The 21814-nt window shown below is 17.4% G+C and carries 20 protein-coding genes; 9 read left to right on the top strand and 11 right to left on the bottom strand.

Features of this window, described 5'->3' with window-relative positions:
- Nucleotides 1–173: 173 nt before the first annotated feature.
- Nucleotides 174–2237: a transcription-repair coupling factor gene (mfd, locus tag RJT80_RS01030; protein ID WP_343187581.1), complete on the top strand. Its 2064-nt coding sequence runs from the start codon at nucleotides 174–176 to the stop codon at nucleotides 2235–2237.
- A 59-nt stretch (nucleotides 2238–2296) separates the two neighbouring features.
- Nucleotides 2297–3310, top strand: a complete 1014-nt coding sequence (locus tag RJT80_RS01025) for a beta-propeller fold lactonase family protein (protein ID WP_343187580.1) — start codon at nucleotides 2297–2299, stop codon at nucleotides 3308–3310.
- Between the two features lie 190 nt (nucleotides 3311–3500).
- Here RJT80_RS01025 and glyA read toward each other — a convergent pair whose 3' ends face one another.
- Entirely contained in the window at nucleotides 3501–4745 is a 1245-nt protein-coding gene (glyA, locus tag RJT80_RS01020; RefSeq protein WP_343187579.1) for a serine hydroxymethyltransferase, read from the bottom strand.
- A gap of 55 nt (nucleotides 4746–4800) precedes the next feature.
- On the bottom strand, nucleotides 4801–6015 hold the full coding sequence (gene hisS / locus RJT80_RS01015; protein WP_343187949.1) for a histidine--tRNA ligase: 1215 nt from the start codon (nucleotides 6013–6015) through the stop codon (nucleotides 4801–4803).
- A 327-nt stretch (nucleotides 6016–6342) separates the two neighbouring features.
- Here hisS and RJT80_RS01010 point away from each other — a divergent pair, with 327 nt between their 5' ends.
- Nucleotides 6343–7119: an inositol monophosphatase family protein gene (locus RJT80_RS01010; RefSeq protein WP_343187578.1), complete on the top strand. Its 777-nt coding sequence runs from the start codon at nucleotides 6343–6345 to the stop codon at nucleotides 7117–7119.
- 146 nt (nucleotides 7120–7265) lie between these two features.
- Nucleotides 7266–7667, top strand: a complete 402-nt coding sequence (gene yciA, locus RJT80_RS01005) for an acyl-CoA thioester hydrolase YciA (RefSeq protein ID WP_343183728.1) — start codon at nucleotides 7266–7268, stop codon at nucleotides 7665–7667.
- Nucleotides 7668–8094: 427 nt separating this feature from the next.
- Here yciA and ribA read toward each other — a convergent pair whose 3' ends face one another.
- From ribA to mnmA, 8 genes are all read right to left on the bottom strand, one after another.
- Nucleotides 8095–8688 carry a GTP cyclohydrolase II gene (ribA, locus tag RJT80_RS01000; protein ID WP_343187943.1) on the bottom strand — a complete coding sequence of 198 codons (594 nt, stop codon included), beginning with the start codon at nucleotides 8686–8688 and terminating at the stop codon, nucleotides 8095–8097.
- 78 nt (nucleotides 8689–8766) lie between these two features.
- Complete coding sequence (gene pyrF, locus RJT80_RS00995; RefSeq protein WP_343187942.1) at nucleotides 8767–9489, bottom strand: orotidine-5'-phosphate decarboxylase; 723 nt, start codon at nucleotides 9487–9489, stop codon at nucleotides 8767–8769.
- A 43-nt stretch (nucleotides 9490–9532) separates the two neighbouring features.
- Entirely contained in the window at nucleotides 9533–10399 is an 867-nt protein-coding gene (lipA, locus tag RJT80_RS00990; RefSeq protein ID WP_343187941.1) for a lipoyl synthase, read from the bottom strand.
- An 82-nt stretch (nucleotides 10400–10481) separates the two neighbouring features.
- Nucleotides 10482–11150, bottom strand: a complete 669-nt coding sequence (lipB, locus tag RJT80_RS00985; RefSeq protein WP_343187940.1) for a lipoyl(octanoyl) transferase LipB — start codon at nucleotides 11148–11150, stop codon at nucleotides 10482–10484.
- Between the two features lie 53 nt (nucleotides 11151–11203).
- Nucleotides 11204–11812, bottom strand: a complete 609-nt coding sequence (locus RJT80_RS00980; RefSeq protein WP_343187939.1) for a YchE family NAAT transporter — start codon at nucleotides 11810–11812, stop codon at nucleotides 11204–11206.
- A gap of 155 nt (nucleotides 11813–11967) precedes the next feature.
- Complete coding sequence (locus RJT80_RS00975) at nucleotides 11968–13920, bottom strand: exoribonuclease II (RefSeq protein WP_343187938.1); 1953 nt, start codon at nucleotides 13918–13920, stop codon at nucleotides 11968–11970.
- Between the two features lie 191 nt (nucleotides 13921–14111).
- Nucleotides 14112–14879 (bottom strand): enoyl-ACP reductase FabI, encoded by a 768-nt coding sequence (locus tag RJT80_RS00970; protein WP_343187937.1) that lies wholly within the window; start codon nucleotides 14877–14879, stop codon nucleotides 14112–14114.
- 353 nt (nucleotides 14880–15232) lie between these two features.
- A complete protein-coding gene (mnmA, locus tag RJT80_RS00965) occupies nucleotides 15233–16327 on the bottom strand; it encodes a tRNA 2-thiouridine(34) synthase MnmA (protein ID WP_343187936.1) in 1095 nt (364 codons plus the stop codon).
- 295 nt (nucleotides 16328–16622) lie between these two features.
- Between mnmA and lepA the strand changes: the two genes are divergently transcribed.
- From lepA to acpS, 5 genes are all read left to right on the top strand, one after another.
- Nucleotides 16623–18419 (top strand): translation elongation factor 4, encoded by a 1797-nt coding sequence (gene lepA / locus RJT80_RS00960; RefSeq protein ID WP_343187935.1) that lies wholly within the window; start codon nucleotides 16623–16625, stop codon nucleotides 18417–18419.
- Nucleotides 18420–18434: 15 nt separating this feature from the next.
- Nucleotides 18435–19301 carry a signal peptidase I gene (gene lepB, locus RJT80_RS00955; protein ID WP_343187934.1) on the top strand — a complete coding sequence of 289 codons (867 nt, stop codon included), beginning with the start codon at nucleotides 18435–18437 and terminating at the stop codon, nucleotides 19299–19301.
- Between the two features lie 69 nt (nucleotides 19302–19370).
- Nucleotides 19371–20051 (top strand): ribonuclease III, encoded by a 681-nt coding sequence (rnc, locus tag RJT80_RS00950; protein WP_343187933.1) that lies wholly within the window; start codon nucleotides 19371–19373, stop codon nucleotides 20049–20051.
- Nucleotides 20048–20905 carry a GTPase Era gene (gene era, locus RJT80_RS00945; RefSeq protein ID WP_343187932.1) on the top strand — a complete coding sequence of 286 codons (858 nt, stop codon included), beginning with the start codon at nucleotides 20048–20050 and terminating at the stop codon, nucleotides 20903–20905. The genes rnc and era overlap by 4 nt, the downstream gene beginning before the upstream one ends.
- Before the next feature lie 26 nt (nucleotides 20906–20931).
- A complete protein-coding gene (gene acpS, locus RJT80_RS00940) occupies nucleotides 20932–21309 on the top strand; it encodes a holo-ACP synthase (RefSeq protein ID WP_343187931.1) in 378 nt (125 codons plus the stop codon).
- 14 nt (nucleotides 21310–21323) lie between these two features.
- On the opposite strand, the gene tadA is transcribed toward acpS, so the two are convergent.
- Nucleotides 21324–21785, bottom strand: coding sequence for a tRNA adenosine(34) deaminase TadA (gene tadA / locus RJT80_RS00935; protein WP_343187930.1), 462 nt, complete (start codon nucleotides 21783–21785; stop codon nucleotides 21324–21326).
- Nucleotides 21786–21814: the final 29 nt, after the last annotated feature.

Raw genomic sequence — 21814 nt, 5'->3', positions numbered from 1 at the left:
CATATAAATATAATTATAATTATATTTTTTAAAATATAAAATTTTAAAATAAAAAATCTTAAAAAATATTTATATATTATAAAAAATTTTGTATAGTATAAATTTGCTGAATAATTTTAATAAAAAAATTTATTAATATTTAAAATTTCAGTTTAACTTATCTCAAATATTTCATGAAAAAAATTAGAACAAATATATTTAAAAAAAATTTATTTAATATTAATATTAATCAATTAGTTATTCATATTCAATATGGAATAGGAAAATATAAAGGATTAAAAACAATAGAAATTTCTGGAATAAAATCAGAATACTTTGTTATTTTATATGCAGATAATGATAAATTATATGTTCCTATATCATCATTAAATTTAATTACTATATATAATAATTATAACAATAATATTGTTCGTTTAAATAAATTGGGTAATGAAAATTGGATTAAATCAACTAAAAAAATTTCAAAAAAAATATTTGATACTGCAGCAATGTTATTAAATATATATTCAAATAGATTATCTAAAACTGGTTTTTCTTTTAAAAAATATAAAAAAAAATATATAAAATTTTGTAAAAGTTTTCCTTTTAAAACAACACCAGATCAATATAAAGTAATTAATTCAGTATTAAATGATATGTATTCATCAAAACCAATGGATCGTTTAGTATGTGGAGATGTTGGATTCGGAAAAACTGAAGTTGCTATGAGAGCTGCATTTGTTGCAAGTTGTAATAAAAAACAAGTAGCAATTTTAGTTCCTACAACAATATTAGCTCAACAACATTATAATAATTTTATAAAACGATTTTTAAAATATTCTATTTCAATTGAAACTTTATCAAGATTTAAAAGTATTAAAGAGCAAAAAAAAATTATTAAAAATATTAAAAATGGAAAATTAGATATTATCATTGGAACTCATAAAATTTTATTTAATAAAATACAATGGAATAATTTAGGATTATTAATTATAGATGAAGAGCATAGATTTGGTGTTTGTCACAAAGAACATATAAAAAAAATGTTTAATAATATTGATATATTAACATTAACAGCAACTCCAATTCCTCGTACATTAAATATGTCTTTATTAGGAATAAGAGATTTGTCAATTATAAATACTCCTCCAGATAAAAAACTTTTAGTAAAGACTTTTATAAAAAACAAAACAGATAAAATTATAAGAAAAGCTATATTAAAAGAAATAAAAAGAGGAGGACAAGTGTATTATGTTTATAATAAAGTTAAAAATATTAAATTTAAATTAAAATATTTATGTAAATTAGTTCCAGAAGGAAATTTTAAAATTAGTCATGGACAAATGAAAAAAAATAATTTAAAAATTATTATGCAAGATTTTTATAAAAAAAAATTTAATATATTATTATGTACAACTATTATTGAAACAGGATTGGATATACCTTCAGCTAATACAATTATTATAGAAAATGCAGATTATTTTGGTTTATCACAATTACATCAATTACGAGGAAGAGTTGGAAGATCTTATCATCAAGCATATGCATGGCTATTAGTTTCGGATATAAAAAAAATAACGGAAAATTCTAAAAAAAGATTACAATATATATCTTCTATACAAGATTTTAAAGCTGGGTTTTCTTTAGCTACACATGATTTAGAAATTAGAGGAGTTGGTGAAATTTTAGGAAAAAAACAAAGTGGACATATTAAAAATATAGGAATTGAATTATATTTAAAATTATTAAAAAAAGCTATAAAAAATTTAAAAAAAGGAAATAAAAAATCTGTTAAAAATTTATTAAATCAAGATACAAAAATTGAATTACAAATACCTCATTTGTTTCCAGAAAAATATATACCTAACATAAATACAAGATTAAATTTTTACATAAAAATTTCTTCTATAAAAAGCATTTTTAAATTAAAAAAAATAAAAAAAAAATTAATTAAATTATTTGGAAAAATTCCAAAAATTTCAAAAAATTTAATTTTAATTAAAAAAATACAAATTTTATCAAAAAAAATAAAAATAAAAAAAATAAAATTTAATAATTTAGGAGGAATAATAAAATTTTTTTATCCTAATAAAATTAATGTTGAATGGTTAATTAAATTTTTAAAAAAAAATCACAAAATTTGGAAAATAAAAAATCAAAATAAATTAATTTTTAAAAAATTTTTTAAAAATGATCAAAAAAAATTAAAATGGATTATAAAATTTTTATTTAAAATAAAAAAAAATTTAAAAAAATAAAAATTTTATATAAATTTATATAATTTATTAAAAATAAAATAAAAAGAATTTAAAAAAAAATGAAAATATTAAAAAAATATATTATTTATGTATCCATACCAAAAAAAAAGACTATTGAAGTTTTTCAATTTAAATCTTCAAATAAAATAAAAAAAATACAAGAAATTAATACAAAAGGAGAAATTCAACCAATAAAAATATTTCATAAAAAAAATATTTTATATGCAGGTGTACGAAATAAAGCAAGAATTATAACTTATAAAATAAATAAAAAAGGATATTTAAAAAAAATAAAAAAAACAAAAACTATTGGAAACCCTAATCATATATTTATAAATAAAAATAAAAAATATTTATTAAATAGTTCATATGGTGGAAATTCTATTAGTTTACATTATTTAAATAAAAATGGAATTCTTAAAAAAAATTTTCAAACTGGAAAAAATATTTTAGGTTGTCACGCTTCTGTTATAGATAAAAAAAATAAATTTATATTTTGTACATCTCTTTTATTAGATAAAGTTTTTATATATAATTTAAAAAATATAAAAAAAATTTTTAAATCTAAAAAAAATTTTTTAAAATGTTCTAAAAATAGCGGGCCGCGTCATATTATTTTTCATCCTAAAAAAAATTTTTTATATATTATACATGAATTGAATAGCAGTATTTCAGTTTGGGTTATTAAAAAAATATTAAATATTAAAAAAATAATATGTATACAAAAAATAAATATTTTAAATATAATTTTAAAAAAAAAATGGGCTTCAGATATTCATTTTTCTCCATGTGGGAATTTTTTATATGCTTCTGAAAGAAGTAATCATTCTATTACATTATTTCATGTAAATAAAAATACAGGAAAAATAAAATTAATTAAAATTTATAAAACAGAAAAACAACCAAGAAGTTTTAAAATTGAAAAAAAAGGAAAATATTTAATTGTATCTGGTCAAAAATCTAATTTTATTTCTATATATAAAATAAATAAAAAAAATGGTTATTTAACTAAAATAAATCGTTTACAAACAAAAAAAGAACCATTATGGATTGAAATTTTATCATTAAATTAAATTTATTTATTATAAAAATATAAAATTTTTTTTATAAAATAAATTTATTTAATAAATTTAAAATTATTAAAAATAAATAATTTTTTATAATTTTTAAAATTTTTTAAAATATATTTTATATTATTTTTTTTATAAAAAATAAAAACATAAAAAAGTTTATTTTTTTATGTTTATATTAAAATATTTATTCTTAATATATAGGATACATATTACATATTTCTAATATTTTTTTTTTAATAAAAATACTTTTATGATAATCATTAAAATTATTTAATAAATGTGAAATCCAATATGCTATTTTTTCAGATTCTAATTCTTTTATTCCTCTACGAGTAATTGCAGGGGTTCCAATTCGAATTCCAGATGTAATAAAATATTTTTTTTTATCATTTGGAACAGTATTTTTATTAACTATAATATTTGATTTACTTAAGAAAAATTCTGCTTCTTTTCCTGTTATATTTTTATTTGATAAATTAATTATAAATAAATGATTATGCGTTCCATTAGAAACTAATTTAAATTTTTTTTTTATAAAATATTGAGACATTACTTTAGAATTTTTTAAAATTTGGTTTTGATAAGATTTAAAACTTTTATTCATTGCTTCTTTAAATGCTATTGCTTTAGCTGCAATAATATGCATTAAAGGACCACCTTGTGATCCAGGAAAAACAGATTTGTTTAATTTATCATATAAAATTTTATTTTTTTCATTAGATAAAATTAATCCACCTCTTGGACCAGATAAAGTTTTATGAGTTGTTGTAGTAACAACATGAGCATAATTCATTGGGCTAGGATATAATCCAGAAACAATTAATCCAGCTATATGAGCAATATCTACTAATAAATATGCATTAATTTTATCTGCAATTTGTCTCATTTTTTTCCAATTACATATTCCTGAATAAGAAGAAAATCCTCCAATTATTATCTTTGGTAAATATTTTTTTGAAAGTTTTTCAATTTCTTTATAATTTATTTCTCCATTTTTATTTAATTTATATGTAATAGATTTATATAATTTCCCTGAAAAATTTACATTTGAACCATGTGTTAAATGACCACCATCAGATAAATTCATTCCTAAAATTACATCTCCTGGATTTAATAAAGCATTATAAACAGCAAAATTTGCCTGTGAACCAGAATGAGGTTGAACATTTGCATAATCTGATTTAAATAAAGATTTAGCTCTATTAATAGCTAAATTTTCTATTTTATCAATATATTTGCATCCTCCATAATATCTTTTACTAGAATATCCTTCAGCATATTTATTAGTTAAAATAGACCCTTGAGCTTTCATAACTTCAAAACTAGCATAATTTTCTGAAGCTATTAATGTAATTGTGTTATTTTGTCTAATTTTTTCATATTTTAAATAATTCCATAATTTTACATCAGATTTTATTTTTTTTTTTGAAAACATAATAAGAATATTCCTTATTTAATACTAAATTAATAATAAATTTTATAAATATTATTTATTTTTTTTTAAAATAAATTTTTAAATAATTTATAATTTTATTAAAAGAAATTTTATAAATAGAAAATGAATTAAAATGTTTAATTTGAATATTTTTTTTATTATTAATAATAATTATTATTTTTGAATTAAATTTTTTTGCTCTAATAAGTTTTTTTTTTATTGATCCAATATTAAAATCTTGAACAATATATAATTTATTAAAAAAATTTCTTATTTTTTCAGATATTTTAATATGATCTATATTTTTTTTATTAAAATTAGAAATAATATAAATATCTACACTTAAAATTATTTTTTTATTTTTTTTTTTTTCATTAATAATTGAAATTAATCTTTCCATTCCAATAGCAAATCCTAAAGCTGGAATTGATGAACCACCTAAAGTATTAATTAATTTATCATAACGACCTCCAGCACAAACAGTATTTTGAGATAAAAATTTTTTATTTTTTATTTTCCATTCAAAAACAGTATCATTATAATAATCTAAACCACGAATTAATTTAGTATTAATTTTATATGAAATTTTTAATTTTTTTAAAAATTTACATATATAATTAAAATTTTTTTTAGAATTTTTGTCAAGATAATTTAATAAAATCGGAGCTTTTTTTATTAAATTTTGAATTTTTTTATTTTTACTATCTAAAATTCTTAATGGATTAGTATATAATCTTTTTTTAGAATTATTATCTAATTTTTTTTTATTTAAAATAAAAAATTTAATTAAATCAATTTTATAATTTTCTCTAGATTCAATAGTACCAATTGAATTAATTTCTAAAAATATATAATTTTCTATTTTTAATTTTTTCCAACAACGATTTAATAAAATAATTAATTCTATATCTATTTCTGGAGTATTTAAACCATATACTTCACAACCAAATTGATAAAATTGCCTATATCTTCCATTTTGTGGCCTTTCATAACGAAACATGGGTCCAAAATACCAAAATCTTTGTTTAATATCTTTAGAAAGATTATTTTCAATAAAAGCTCGAGAACAACTAGCTGTTCCTTCTGGTCTTAATGTAATATTTTTTTTATTTTTATCTAAAAAAGTATACATTTCTTTTTCAACAATATCTGTTACATTACCAATAGATTTATAAAATAATTTTGTTTTTTCTATAATAGGTAATCTTATTTCAACATATCCATAGTTTTTAAAAATTTTTTTTAAAATTTTTTCAGTTTTATTCCAAATGTGTAATTCTTCTGGAAGATAATCATGAACACCTCTAATAGATTTTATTTTTTTAATAATTTTTTACTCCTCTTAAAAAATGTTTTTTTAAATAATTTTTTTTATAAATTTTTTAATTTTTATATAATTATTTTATTTATTTTATAATATAATTAAAATAAAAAATGCATTAAAATTCAATATTAAAAATTTTTTATACTAATTTAAAAAAAAATTAAAAATCATAATTTTTAAATAAAATTATATATTTTTTAAATTAATATTATATCAATAATAAATTTTTTATATTATATAATTTAACAATAATATTTCATAATAGGAAAAAATATGCATCCAATTTTAAATATAGCTATTCGAGCAGCAAGAAAAGGAGGAAATAATATAATACAAATATATGATAAAAAAGTATTTTATAATATAAAAAATAAAAAAATATTTAAAGAAAAAATAAAAGAATCTAATCAAATTATTAAAAATATTATTAAAAAATCTTATCCAAAACATCACATATTAAATAGATATAATTATTTTAAATTAAAAAATTTTAAAAATCCAGTATGGATTGTTAATCTAATTCATGGAAAAAAAAATTTTAAAAAAAAATTTCCAAATTTTTGTATTTCTATTGCAATATTTTTTAAAAATAAATTAAATATTTCAGTAATATATGATCCATTAAAAAATGAAATTTTTAGTGCTGTAAGAGGATATGGATCTCAAGTAAATGGATATCGTATGAGAAGCATAAACTCTAATACACTTTATAAAAGTTATTTATCTTCAAGAATAGATTTAATATTTTTAAAAAATAAAAAAATTTATTTTAATATATTAAAAAACTTATTTAATAAAGGAGTAATATTTAGAACAACAAGTTTAATACCATTGGATTTATCATATTTATCAGATGGACGAATAGATTTTATTTTAGAGTTTGATTTTAAAATAAAAAATTACTATTCTGGAATGTTACAAGTAAAAGAATCTGGAGGAATTATTAGTGATTTTCAAGGAGGATGTAATTATAATAATAAATTAGCTATTATAGCTAATAATTTAAATTTGTTAAAATTAATTATTAATGAAATAAAATTATTCGTTTAAAAAATATTAAAAAATTTTTAATTTTTATAACATATTTAAATTTAAAAAAAATATATTTTAAAATTTAAAAATTTTTATAATTTTTTTTTAATATTAAGTATTAATATATTTTTTAAAATTTAATTTAAAAAAAGATAATAAATATAATGAAAAAAATAATAAAAAATTTTTGTATAAAAAAAAAAAATATTTTAATAAAAACTTTAGCTATGCCTTATAATACAAATGCTAATGGGGATATATTTGGTGGATGGATTATGTCTCAAATGGATATGGGTGGAGCAATTTTAGCTAAACAAATTGCTTTAGGAAAAGTAGTTACTGTACAAGCAAATATATCTTTTTTTCACCCAATTTCAATTGGAGATATTATAAATTGTTATGGATATTGTATTAAAACAGGAAAAAGTTCTATGACAATTAAAATTAAAATTATTGTAAAAAGATTATACTCTAAACCAATTCAAGAAAAATATATAGCAGCAAAAGGTATTTTTATATATGTTGCTATAAATAAAAATGGAAAACCAAAACATATTTTTAAATAAAAAATTTTTTATTATATATTAAAATTAATAATAATATAAATAATTATAAAATAAATAAAAATTTTAAATATTAAAAATTATTTTATTAAATTTTATAATTTTTTTATAAAAAATATAAAAAATTAATTAAATTTTAAAATAAATATATAATATTTTGTATTGAATGTAATTAAAAAATATATTTAAAAATTTTATTCATTAAATAAATAAAATATTTCATTGTTTATAAAAAAATAAAAAATTTTATAAAATTTATAAAGAATTTATATATTTTATATTAAATTAATAAAAAATTATATTTATTTTAATTATTACTCACAATTTATATATTAATTTTTAAAAAAATATAAATTATTATAATTGTGAGTAGTTTATAATTATTTTTTTAAATTTTTAAAATCAATGTTTTTAAATTATTTATATTTTTTTAAAAAAAATGACCTAGTTTTTTTTTTTTAGTATTAACATAAAATTTATTTTTTTTATTAATTCCAACTATTAAAGATATTCTTTTTTCTATAGTAATTCCTGATTTTCTCAAAATTTTAACTTTTAATGGATTATTTGTTAATAATCTTATTTTTTTAACTTTAAGTAATTTAAAAATATCTGAACAAACAGTAAAATCTCTTTCATCTGCTGAAAATCCTAATTTATGATTTGCTTCTACTGTATCAAAACCACGATCTTGTAATGCATACGCTTTAATTTTATTTATTAATCCAATATTTCTTCCTTCCTGTCTATGATATATTAAAATTCCATTTCCTTCCTTAGAAATTAAAGATAAAGAAGTTTTTAATTGATTTCCACAATCACAACGTAAACTAAATAAAGAATCTCCAGTTAAACATTCTGAATGTATTCGTGTTAAAATAGATTTTTTTTTATATATATCTCCATAAATTAAAGCTATATGATGTTTTTTTTCTTTTAATTTATTTTTTTCTTCAAAACCTATTATTGAAAAATCTCCCCATTTAGTAGGAAGTATAGATTGAGTTACTTTTTTTAATCTCATGCAGTCTCTATAATAATATTAAAATATATTATTTAATAAAATTATATTATAAAATAAAAAATATTAAAAATATAATTTTTATTTTAAAATAAATGAATAAATTTTATTTAAAGATTTAATTGGATTTTTAGAAAGAGTAATAGATCTTCCTAAAACAATATAATCAATATTAAATTTAATTGCTTCTTTTGGACTAATCACATTTTTTTGATCATAATGTAAATCTTTTTTAAATCGAATACCTGGAGAAACTATTTTAAAATTTTGACCTAAATGTTTTCTTATATACTTAGAAAAAATTCCAGGACAAATAATTCCATCTAAACCAATTTCTTTAGATAATTTTGATAATAATAAAATTTGTTTTTTAATAGAAAAAAACATACCTAATTCAGTTAAATCTATTTGAGATAAACTACTTAAAATAGTTACTGAAAATAATAATGGAGGTTTATATTTAAAAGAATTAAGAGCTAATTTTGCAGATTTCATCATCTCTTTTCCTCCTAATGAATGAATACTAATCATCCATATTTTAAGTTTAGAAAAACATTGAACAGCTTTTGAAACAGTATTTGGAATATCATGAAGTTTTAAATCTAAAAATATTTTAAAACCTAATTTAATAAGTTTTTTTATAAAATTTAAACCAAATAAAAAAAACATTTCTTTTCCTATTTTCAATCTATGAATATTAGGATTTAATTTTTTTATAAAAGACATAGCTACATTTATATTAGAAAAATCTAATGCAATAATTATTTTTGTTTTTTTGATATTTTTAAAACTTTTATTTAACACAGTTACCTCTAATATAATATTTCAAAAATTTATTTAATTTAAATTAATAAATTTTAATATTTTCTTTATATTGATCATATGCATGATATGATGATCGAACTAATGGACCACAAAAAACATGTTTAAATCCTATTAATAATGCTGTTTCTTTTATTTTATTAAACTCTAAATTATTTAAATATTTTTTAACAGGAAAATGATTTTTGCTAGGTTGTAAGTATTGACCAACTGTTAACATAGATACACCATGATTATATAAATCTTTTAAAACTTTAAATATTTCACTTGTTGTTTCACCTAAACCTACCATTAAACCAGATTTTGTTGGAATCATAGGAAATTTTATATTAAAATTATACAATAATTTTAAAGAATTATAATAATTAGCTCCTGGACGAATAATATTATATAATCTAGGTACTGTTTCTATATTATGATTAAAAATATCAGGTAAATTATTCTTAATTAATTTTAATGCAATTTTTTCTTTTTTACGAAAATCTGGTACTAATATTTCTATTTTTATTTTTTTTATTTTTCTAATTTCATGAATACATTGTATAAATTGAGATATTCCTCCATCTTTTAAATCATCTCTATTTACTGATGTTAATACTACATATTTTAAGTTCATATAAGAAATGACTTTTGCTAATTTTTTTGGTTCATTTTTATCAATTTTATTAGGTCTCCCTTTCTTGACACTACAAAAAGGGCATTTTCTTGTACAAATGTAACCAAGAATCAAAAAAGTAGCACTACCTTTATTAAAACATTCTGTTAAATTTGGACATTGAGCTTCTTCACAAACTGTATTTAATGAATAATTTCTTAAAATTTTTTTAACTTTTTGTACTTTTATAGAATTTAATGGAATTTTTATTTTTATCCAATCAGGTTTTTTTAACATTTAAAATTCTCAATTTAATTTAAAATAGAAGAAATACAAACAAATTAAATATATTTATTTTTTAAAAAAATATAAATTAATATTATGAATCAAAATTAATTCTATTTAAAACATTATAAGGAGATTTGTAAATTTCTTTATATTTAAAAATTTTAATAAATATTTTAATAAATTCTTTTTTAAAAATTTTCATGGTAATATTTGGTTGGATTTCAATTAAATTCATCATTTTTATTAATTTATTTCCACAAGGATATATATAACTATATGGAATTAAATCAGAATTAATATTATATGATATTCCATATAAAGAACAATGATTTTTTATTCGAAAACCAATAGAACAAAATTTTTTTTTATTAATATATACACCAGGAAATTCAGAAATAGTATAAGATTTAATTGAAAAAATTTTTAATGTATCAATAATAGATTTTTCTATATAAAATAAAAATTTTTTAATATTTATATTTCTTAATTTTAAATTAATTAAAATATAAACTAATTGTTGACCTGGTCCATGATAAGTTATTTCTCCTCCTCGATCACATAATTGAATAGGAATATTTTTCATTTTTTCTAATATATATTTCTTTTTTTTAATTTTTCCTTGAGTAAAAATTGGAAAATGTTCAGTAAACCATATCTCATCAATAGTATTTTTTGATCGAGAATCTGTAAAATAATGCATAGCACTTGAAACAATATTATAATTTGTCATTCCTAAATTTCTAATATAAATTTTTTTCATATTTATTTTTATTTTATAAAAATTTTATTTTATAAATTTTTTAAAATTAAATTTTAAAAAATACATTTAATTCCAGAAATAATAAATTCAACACCTAAAGATAGTAACAAAATACCCATTATTTTTTTTATAATTTCAATTCCAACATTACCTAAAATTTGAGAAAAAAATGGAGCTATTTTAAAAATTAAATAACAACAACAAAAAAAAATGAACATAAAAAATATACATATAATTTTATTTATAAAATAAGGATGTTGAGTACTCCATAATATTGTAGAACTAATAGTTCCAGGACCAGAAATTAAAGGCATAGCCAAAGGTATTACTGCAATATTTTTTTTAAAAATATTTTTTTTAACATTATTTTTATTATTAATCATAGGAAGAGATACCAAGATAATAAGAATACCTCCAGCAATTCTAAAAGATGAAATAGAAATTTTAAATATATTTAAAATACTATTTCCTAAAAATAAAGAAAAACATAAAATTATAAAAGCAGAAAAATTTGCAACTAAATTAATTTTATTTCTTTCTTTATAAGAAAAACCATTTGTCATGCTTGCAAAAATCGGAATCATGCCAATTGGATTAACTAAAATAAACAAACTCATAAAAAAATTTAAATAAACTAAATAGTTTAAATTTAATATATTCATGCATTCCTTAATGTATATTAAAATTTTTAATTTTAATAAAAAAATTAATTAATAAATTTAAAATAAAATAATTTATATTATATTATTTTAAATAATTAAAAAATTTTAAAATAAAATATTAAAAAAATAATTTTATATATTTTTTTAAAAATTAATTATTTCAATACTAAAATAGGTTTTGCAATAATATTTTTAGTATCAATTCTAATATCTATTAATATAACCTTTATAATATCTGAAATTTTATAAAATATTTTTCCTTTAATAAAAATTAATCCATCATCTTGATTACATTCGAGTTCTGATCGAACATTATGAATAAAAGAATTTGGAATAAAAATACTTGCTCCATTTTCTAATAATTTTGCTCTAATTCCTCCTTTAGAAATTTCAAAAATTTCAGCATTAAAGATTTTATTATTAAAATTTTTTTTTTGAAAATATTTTACATATAAAAAATCTTCAATTTCACGTTCTGATAATCTATGTTTTCGTTTTTGATCAGAAATTTTTTGAAGTATATTATTATTTAAATTAATTGGTTTTTTATTAAAAATTATTGATTTTAAAAATCTATGATTTAAAATATCTCCATATTTTCTAATTGGAGAGGTCCATGTAGCATATCTTTTAAATCCTAAAGCATAATGTGGATAAGGATTAAAACTCATTTCACTAAAAGATTGAAATTTTCTAATTCTACTTTTTAAATATTTATATTTCTTGTCTTTTAAAATTCTATACAAATCACAAAATCCTTTTAAAGTTAATAATTTTTTTTCATTAATAAAAATATTATATTTTTTTAATAATAATGAAATTTGATTAGAATGAGATTTATCAAATCCTAAATGAATATTATATAATCCATGATATTTATTTTTAAATAAAATATCTGCAGCTGAACAATTTGCAGCAATCATACATTCTTCAACTATTCTATGAGCAATTCTTCTTTTTTTTATAGAAATATTTGATACTTCACAATTTTTAGATAAATAAAATTTATATTCTAACCTTTCTGGAAAAATTAAAGAATTTTTTTTTCTCCATTTAATTCTAGATACATAAAAATCATATAATATTAATATTTGTTTCTCAATTTCTTTAGTAGAAGGTTTCCATGAATTTTTATTTTCTAACCAATTAGAAACATTTGTATAAGAAAGTTTTTCTTGTGATTTTATCCATGCTAAAAAGAAATTAATAGAATTTTTCTTTATTTTTCCATTTTTTGAAATAATCATTTCACATACTACAACTGATCTTTTTTTATTTGGTTGTAATGAACATAAATTTTCAGATAATTTTCTAGGAAGCATAGGAATATTAAATCCAGGTAAATAATTTGTAAATCCTCTTTTTGATGCAATAATATCCAATTCACTTTGATAATGTATATATGAAGTAACATCTGAAATCGCTATTGTTAACTTAAAAAAATTTTCATCTATTTTTTTTATATATAAAGCATCATCAATATCTTGTGTATGATGACTATCAATTGTAATAAAAGGTAAATGAGTTAAATCAGTTCTTTTTTTTTTATCTTTTAAAAAATTATTTGTCTTAATTAAAAATTTCGGCTCAGAAAATTTAAGATTATATTTTGATAAAGTAATCCACCATTGAGTAAAAGGATCTTCTTTTTTAGAAATAAATTTAATAATTTCAGCATGAAATAAATTATTATCTTTTAGTTTATGTTTAGTTAATTTTGCTAAAAACCAATCTCCAGATTGAAATAAATTTAAATCTTGAATTAAAAAATTACAAGGAATACATTCTTTTAAAAATGGATAATTTGGTATAATAAAAAATTGTTTATTAATTTTTTGAAGACGACCAACAAAAGTAGTTAAATAAGCTTCTACAAGTTTTTCTGGAATAACAATTTCTCTATTTTTAGAAAATCCTATTCTTGCAATAATTTTATCACCATGCATTACTTTTTTTATTTTTTTTGGAGGAATAAAGTAACTTACTTTAGAATTTATTTCTAAAAATCCAAATCCTTTTTCAGATTTTTTTACTATTCCTTCAATTCTTGGTGTATTTATTTTTAATTTTTTTTTTAATTTTAATAAAATACGATTATTTTCAAACATAATAATTTAATCCAAATATTATATTAAAATATTTATAATATGATAAATTATGTAATAAAAAAATATATTTATAAAATTTTAAATATTTTAAATATGAAATATATAAAATTTAATATACTATGATTTCAATAAAAGGCCAAACAAATTGTTATGTATATATTATAAAAATTTTTATAATTTAAAAAAAATTATTATAAACCCATAATATTAAATCCTCCATCTACATATATTACTTGACCTGTAATTCCTGAAGATAAATCACTCATTAAAAAAGACGCAACATTTCCAATTTCATCAATAGAAATATTACGTTTTAATGGTGAAATTTTTTTATATAAATATAATAAATTTTTAAAATTATTTATTTTATATGAAGAAATAGTTTTTACTGGACCAGGAGAAATGGCATTTACTCGAATATGAGGACCTAAAGAATAAGACATATATCTTACATTAGACTCTAAAGAAGCTTTTACTAATCCCATTAAATTATAATTTAAAAAACATCTTTTAGATCCTAAATAAGATACAGTTAACAAAGTTGAGTTTTTATTTAAAATACATTTAAAATATTTAGCCAAAGAAACAAAACTATATGAACCAATTTCATGTGATTTTTTAAAAGCTTTTTTTGTAATTGAATCTACATAATTTTTTTTTAAATATTTTTTATTTAAATATGCTACAGAATGAACAATTCCATCAAAAAAAACCCATTTTTTTTTTAATTTTAAAAATAAATTTTTAATATTATTATCATTTTTCAAGTTACAATGTAAAAAAATTTTAGAATTAAAATTCTTTGTTACATATTTTATTTTTTTTTTATATTTTTTTTTTTGATATGTAAAAGCTAACGTAGCTCCTTGATAATACATAGATTTTGCAATTCCATATGCAATAGAAAACTTATTATAAACACCAATAATTAAAATTTTTTTATTTAATAAAAAACCCATTTTTTTCCTTACTATTTATAAAAAATAAAAAAAAATAAAATTTTTAAATCTTATAAAAAATTTTTATAATATATAAAATTGAATATTTTTATAAAATTTTTTAAATATAATTAAATAAAGTATATTATTATAAATAATATATTATAAAATTTAATAATTCTTTAATTTTTTAAAAATTAAAATAGAAAAATTAATTAATAAATTTTAATATAATTATATTATATAAAATTATATTTAATAAATATATTTTTATATTTATATAAATTTTATAATAATAAACATTTAATAAAAAATAAAATTTAATTAAAAAATTATAAAAATTTTATTTTATTTATTAAAAATTTTTATTTTTTTTATAAAAGAGGAATACGTTTATTAATAATTCCTCCACCTAAACAAACATTATTTAAATAAAATACAACAGATTGACCAGGTGTTACTGAAGAAATTGGAGAAGAAAACATAATTTTTACTCCATTATAAATTTTTTTTATAATACATTTATGTTCTATTAAAGAATATCTAATTTTAATTTTACATTTTAAAGGAAAATTAAGTAAAATTTTATTAATCCAATTAATATTATTTGCAAATAAACCTATAGATAATAAATTTTTATTATTAAATCCTTGATCTACAATTAAAATATTTTTATAAATATCTTTATCAACAACATACCAAGGAGCATTGTTATATTTTTTTAATCCTCCAATATTTAATCCTTTTCTTTGACCTAATGTATAATAAAATAAACCATTATGTTTTCCTATAATTTTATTATTTTTTGTTATAATCAATCCTGGATTATTAGGAAAATATTTATTTAAAAATTTATTATAAAATTTTGGTTGAATAAAACAAATTCCTGTAGAATCTTTTTTTTTATATACTTTTAAATTTATTTTTTTTGCAATAAATCTAACTCTTGATTTTGTAAAACAACCTAATGGAAATAAAATTTTTTTTAGTTGTTTTTGATTTAAAGTATATAAAAAATAACTTTGATCTTTTTTTTTATCTATTCCTTTTAATAAAAAATTTGAATTATTTCTAATATGATTTATAGCATAATGACCTGTAGAAATATAATCTGCTTTTAAATATTTTATTGCAAATTTTAAAAATATTTTAAATTTTATTTCTTTATTACATAATATATCAGGATTTGGAGTTCGACCTTTTTTATGTTCTGATAAAAAATTTTTAAAAACAGATTCCCAATATTCTAAAGAAAAATTAACAATATGAAGAAAAATATTTAAAGATTTACATACATTTTTTGCATCTTGTAAATCTTTTTTTGAATTACAATATTTTGAATTATCATCTTCTTCCCAATTTTTCATAAATAAACCTTCAACTTTATATTTTTTTTTTAATAACCAAGCAGAAACAGAAGAATCAACACCTCCAGACATTCCAATAATAACTTTTTTTTTTTTTAACATATAATTTCTATCTCTTTAAAATTTTTTTAAGATATAAAAAAAAAACTGAATTTTTTATTCTAATAATGAACTATGTTATAGTAAGCTATTAAATTTTATAAAAATAATTTAATAAAATTTTAATATATAAAATATATAAAATATATAAAATTTACTATTATATAAAATATATATTAAATTATATTTCATATTTGTAAAAAATAAAATTTAAAATAATATAAAAATTTTAATATTAATATTAAAAAAATATATTATAAATAAATCTTATAAAATTTTAGATGGTATATTAAATTTAATGAAAAAAATAAGAAATTTCTCAATTATTGCACATATTGATCATGGAAAATCTACTTTAGCAGATAGATTAATTCAAATTTGTGGAAATTTAAAAAAAAGAGAAATATCTTCTTGTATGCTTGATACTATGGATTTAGAAAAAGAAAGAGGTATTACAATAAAAGCACAAACAGTAACAGTTCAATATATAGCAAAAAATAAAAAAAAATATTGTTTAAATTTTATTGATACACCAGGTCATGTTAATTTTTCTTATGAAGTAGAAAGATCTTTATCAGCATGTGAAGGAGCTTTATTAGTAATTGATTCTACTCAAGGAATAGAAGCTCAAACTTTAACAAATTGTTATAAAGCAATTGATATGAATATAAAAATTATTCCTGTAATTAATAAAATTGATTTACCTCATGCTAATCCAAATAGAGTATTAAAAGATATAGAAGATATAATAGGAATTTCATCTAAAAATTCAATATTATGTTCTGCAAAAACCGGATTTGGAATAAATATTTTATTAGAAAAAATTGTAAAAAAAATTCCTTTTCCTATAGGATATGCAAATAAACCATTACAAGCTATAATTATAGATTCATGGTTTGATAACTATTTAGGAGTTGTTTCTTTAATAAAAATTAAGAATGGATTTTTAACAAAAGGATTAGAAATTCAAATAATGAGTACAAAAAAAAAATATAAAATTGAAAAACTTGGAATTTTTACACCAAAACAAATTTCTTTAAAAAAATTAAATTGTGGAGAAGTTGGATGGATTATATGTGGAATTAAAAATATATTAGCAGCACCTGTAGGAGATACATTAACTTCAGTAAAAAATCCATGTAAAAAACCATTATCTAGATTTAAAAAAATAAAACCACAAATATATGCTGGATTATATACAATTAATTCTAATCAATATGAAAATTTTAGAGATGCATTAGGAAAATTAAGTTTAAATGATTCATCACTATTTTATGAACCTGAAAATTCTACAGCACTTGGTTTTGGATTTAAATGTGGATTTTTAGGAATTTTACATATGGAAATTATTCAAGAAAGATTAGAACGAGAATATAATCTTAATTTAATTTCTACACCACCAACTGTAACATATGAAATAAAAATAAATAATGAAAAAAAATTTTTATATGTTAATTCTCCAAATCAATTTCCATCTAAAGATAAATATAAAGAAATACGAGAACCGATTGCAGAATGTATTATTTTATTACCTCCTAAATATATTGGAAATATAATTTCTTTATGTATACAACATAGAGGAATTCAAAAAAAAATGATTTATCATACTAATCAAGTTTCACTTACATATCATATTCCTATGTCAGAAATAGTTTTAAATTTTTTTGATCAAATTAAATCAGTTTCTAGTGGATATGCTTCTTTAGAATATAAATTTAAATATTTTAAAAAATCTAATTTAACATGCTTAAATATTTTAATTAATTCTGAAAAAATAGATGCATTATCTTTTATTGTTCATGAAAGCATATCTGAAAAAAAAGGAAGAGAAATTATTGAAAAAATGAAAAAAATGATACCAAGACAACAATTTAATATTTCAATTCAAGCTGAAGTGAAAAATAAAATAGTAGCTCGAACTACAATAAAACAATTAAGAAAAAATGTTTTATCAAAATGTTATGGAGGTGATATTTCTAGAAAAAAAAAATTGTTAAAAAAACAAAAATTAGGAAAAAAAAGAATGAAAAAAATAGGAAATATTAATGTTCCAAAAGAAGCTTTTTTTTCTATTTTAAATATAAATAAAAATTAATAATGAGGGTTATGAATGTCTAATTTATTTTCTATATTATTATTATTATTTATAATAATTACTGGATTAGCTTGGTGTATAGAAACAATTAAAAATTTATGTTTTAAATATAATTTTGGATATAAAAAATGTATAACATATAGAAAAAAATCTTGTTTTATAAGTTCTTTTTTTCCTATTTTATTACTTTTGTTTTTATGTAGATCATTTTTTTTTGAACCATTTAGAATTCCTTCTAGCTCAATGATTCCATCATTATTGATTGGAGATTTTATAATGGTAAAAAAATTTGCTTATAACATAAAAAATCCAATTAATAATAATATTATTTATAAAATAAATGATGCAAAAAGAGGAGATATTGTTGTTTTTCAATATCCAAGAGATAAAAAAATTAATTATATAAAAAGAATTATTGGAATTCCAGGAGATCTAATTATATATAATCAATTTACTAAAACTCTTTTAATAAAAAATAATTATGATAAATCTTGTAAAAAAAAAAAATGTATAGAATATAAAAAATTTTCAAAAATTGATAAAAAAAATATTGATATATTAAATTTAAAAAATATAAAAATTTTAGAAGAAATAATAAATAATAAAAGTTATAAAATTATTTTAAATAATCATCTCAAAGATAACCAGAAATATTATTATAAACAAAAAAATTTTGATTATGGAATGTGGTATATTCCAAAAGGATATTATTTTGTAATGGGAGATAATAGAGATAATAGTTATGATAGTAGATACTGGGGTTTAGTTCCTGAAAATGATTTAATTGGAAAAGCAATTTTTGTATGGTTCAGTGTTGAAAAAAAAATAAATGCATGGCCTATTAGAATTAGATTTAATAGAATTGGTCATATTATTCAATAAATATATATTTTTTTATATAAAAAATATATTATAACTATTTCTATAATAATTTTAAAAAATTGGTAAATTATGGATTACATTAATAATAAAGAAATTCAAAAAAAACTAGGATATATTTATAAAAAAAAAGGACTTTTAAAATTAGCTCTTACACATAGAAGCTCTAGTATTAAACATAATGAACGATTAGAATTTCTTGGAGACTCAATTTTAAGTTTTATTATTGCTCATTCTTTATATACAAATTTTCCTACTGTCAATGAAGGTGATATGAGTAGAATGAGGGCATCATTAGTTAGAGGAAATACTTTAGCAAAAGTAGCATACGAATTAAATTTAGGAGAACATTTAAAATTAGGACAAGGAGAATTAAAAAGTGGAGGATTTAAAAGAGAATCTATATTAGCAAATACCGTAGAAGCTATTATAGGAAGTATATTCTTAGATAGCAATATGGATACTATAAAAAAATTAATATTAAAATGGTATAAAAATAGATTAAAAAATATTAGTCCAGGAGATACTCAAAAAGATCCAAAAACAAGATTACAAGAATATTTACAATCTAAACATTTACCTCTTCCAAATTACAAAGTAATACAAGTATATGGAGAAGCACATAATCAAGTATTTACTATAAAATGTGAAATATTAAATATTTCTGAAAATTTAATTGGAATGGGTTCAAGCCGAAGAAAAGCAGAACAACATGCGGCACAATATGCTTTACTAAAATTAGGAATAGAGTGAAAAAGAAAAAAAAATATTGTGGAAAAATTATAATTGTTGGAAATCAAAATTCAGGTAAATCAACATTATTAAACAAAATAATTGGTAAAAAAATTTCTATTACATCAAATAAAAAAAATACAACTCAAGAAAATATAATTGGAATCAAAACACAAAAAAATTATCAATTTATTTATATTGATACACCTGGATTTAATATAAAAAATAAAATGTCTAAAAATTTTATAAATAAAACATTAAATTTTAAAAATAATATTTTTAGAAATTTAAAAATAATGATATTAGTTATTGATAATTTAATTTGGAATAATAAATATGATAATTTAATAAATTTTTTTAAAAAAAAAAATATTTTTATTTTTATAATTATTAACAAAATTGATAAAATAAAAAAAAAAATAAAAATGTTACCTTTTATAAAATATATATATAAAAAATATAAAATAAATAAAATTATTCCTATTTCTTCTAAAACAGGAGAAAATATTAATGTGTTAGAAAAATTACTATATAATTATATTCCTAAAAAAAAACATGATTTTGAAATAAAAAAAAATAGCAAAATATCTATAAAAAAAATAATACATGAATGTATAAGAGAAACAATAATGAGATATTTTGGAGATGAATTACCTTATGTTAATGTAATAAAAGTGCATTCTATTAAAAAAAATAAAAATAATGAAAAAATTATAAATGTATTTATTTTTATTAAAAATAATAGACAAAAAAAAATTTTTATTGGAAAAAATGGTAAAAAAATTAAATTATATAGCATGATTTCTCGTAAAAACTTAGAAAAAATATTAAATAAAAAAATACATCTTTTTTTATGGATAAAAATTAAAAAATAATTATAACAATTAGATAATACAAAAAAATGAATATTATTGGAATAGGAATAGATATAATAAAAATTAAACGTTTTAAAAAAATTGTTAAATTTTTTAAAAAAAAATTTTTAAAAAAAATATTATCATATAAAGAAAGAAAATTATATAATTCTAGTTCAAGAAAAATAAATTTTTTAGCAAAAAGATTTGTGATAAAAGAAGCGTTATGTAAAGCTATGGGATATGGAATGAGTCATGGAATTTCATTTAATAATTTAGAAGTATATTCAAATAAAATGAATAAACCTAAAATAAATTATTTAGGAAATTCTAAAAAAAAAAAAATTTTTTTAAAAATAAAAAAATCTCATATAAGTTTTACAGACGAAAAAAAATATGCACAAGCAATTGTTGTATTAGAATAATTCTTTAAAAAGTATTAACTTCGTTTATTTAAAAAAAAATGTTTTAATAAAGTCGAACATTGCTTTCTTAAAACATTTTTAATTATTTTTATTTTAAATTTTTTAGAATTTAAAATAAAATCATTTTTATAAAGAAGATTCTTAGAATTTTTTTGTTTAGCTCCAATTATTAAATTTTTTATTCTACTATTTAAAATTGCACCTAAACACATGATACAAGGTTCTAAAGTTACATAAAGAGAAGAATTTAATAATCTATAATTTTTTAAAAATTTTCCTGAATTTCTTAAAGTAATTATTTCAGAGTGACCTGTTGGATCATTTTCTTGTATAGAATTATTCCATCCAAAACCAATAATTTTGTTTGATTTAATCAATAATGACCCAACAGGTACTTCTCCTTGAATAAATGCTATTTCAGCAAAAAATAAAGCTATATTCATCCAATATTTATGATTTTTTTTATATTTTTTCATATTTTTTTATTTTTTTTAAAAAAAAAATT

The sequence above is a fragment of the Buchnera aphidicola (Periphyllus koelreuteriae) genome (assembly GCF_039360445.1).
GTDB lineage: Bacteria > Pseudomonadota > Gammaproteobacteria > Enterobacterales > Enterobacteriaceae > Buchnera_J > Buchnera_J aphidicola_BM.
This window is presented reverse-complemented; position numbering and strand designations above follow the sequence as displayed.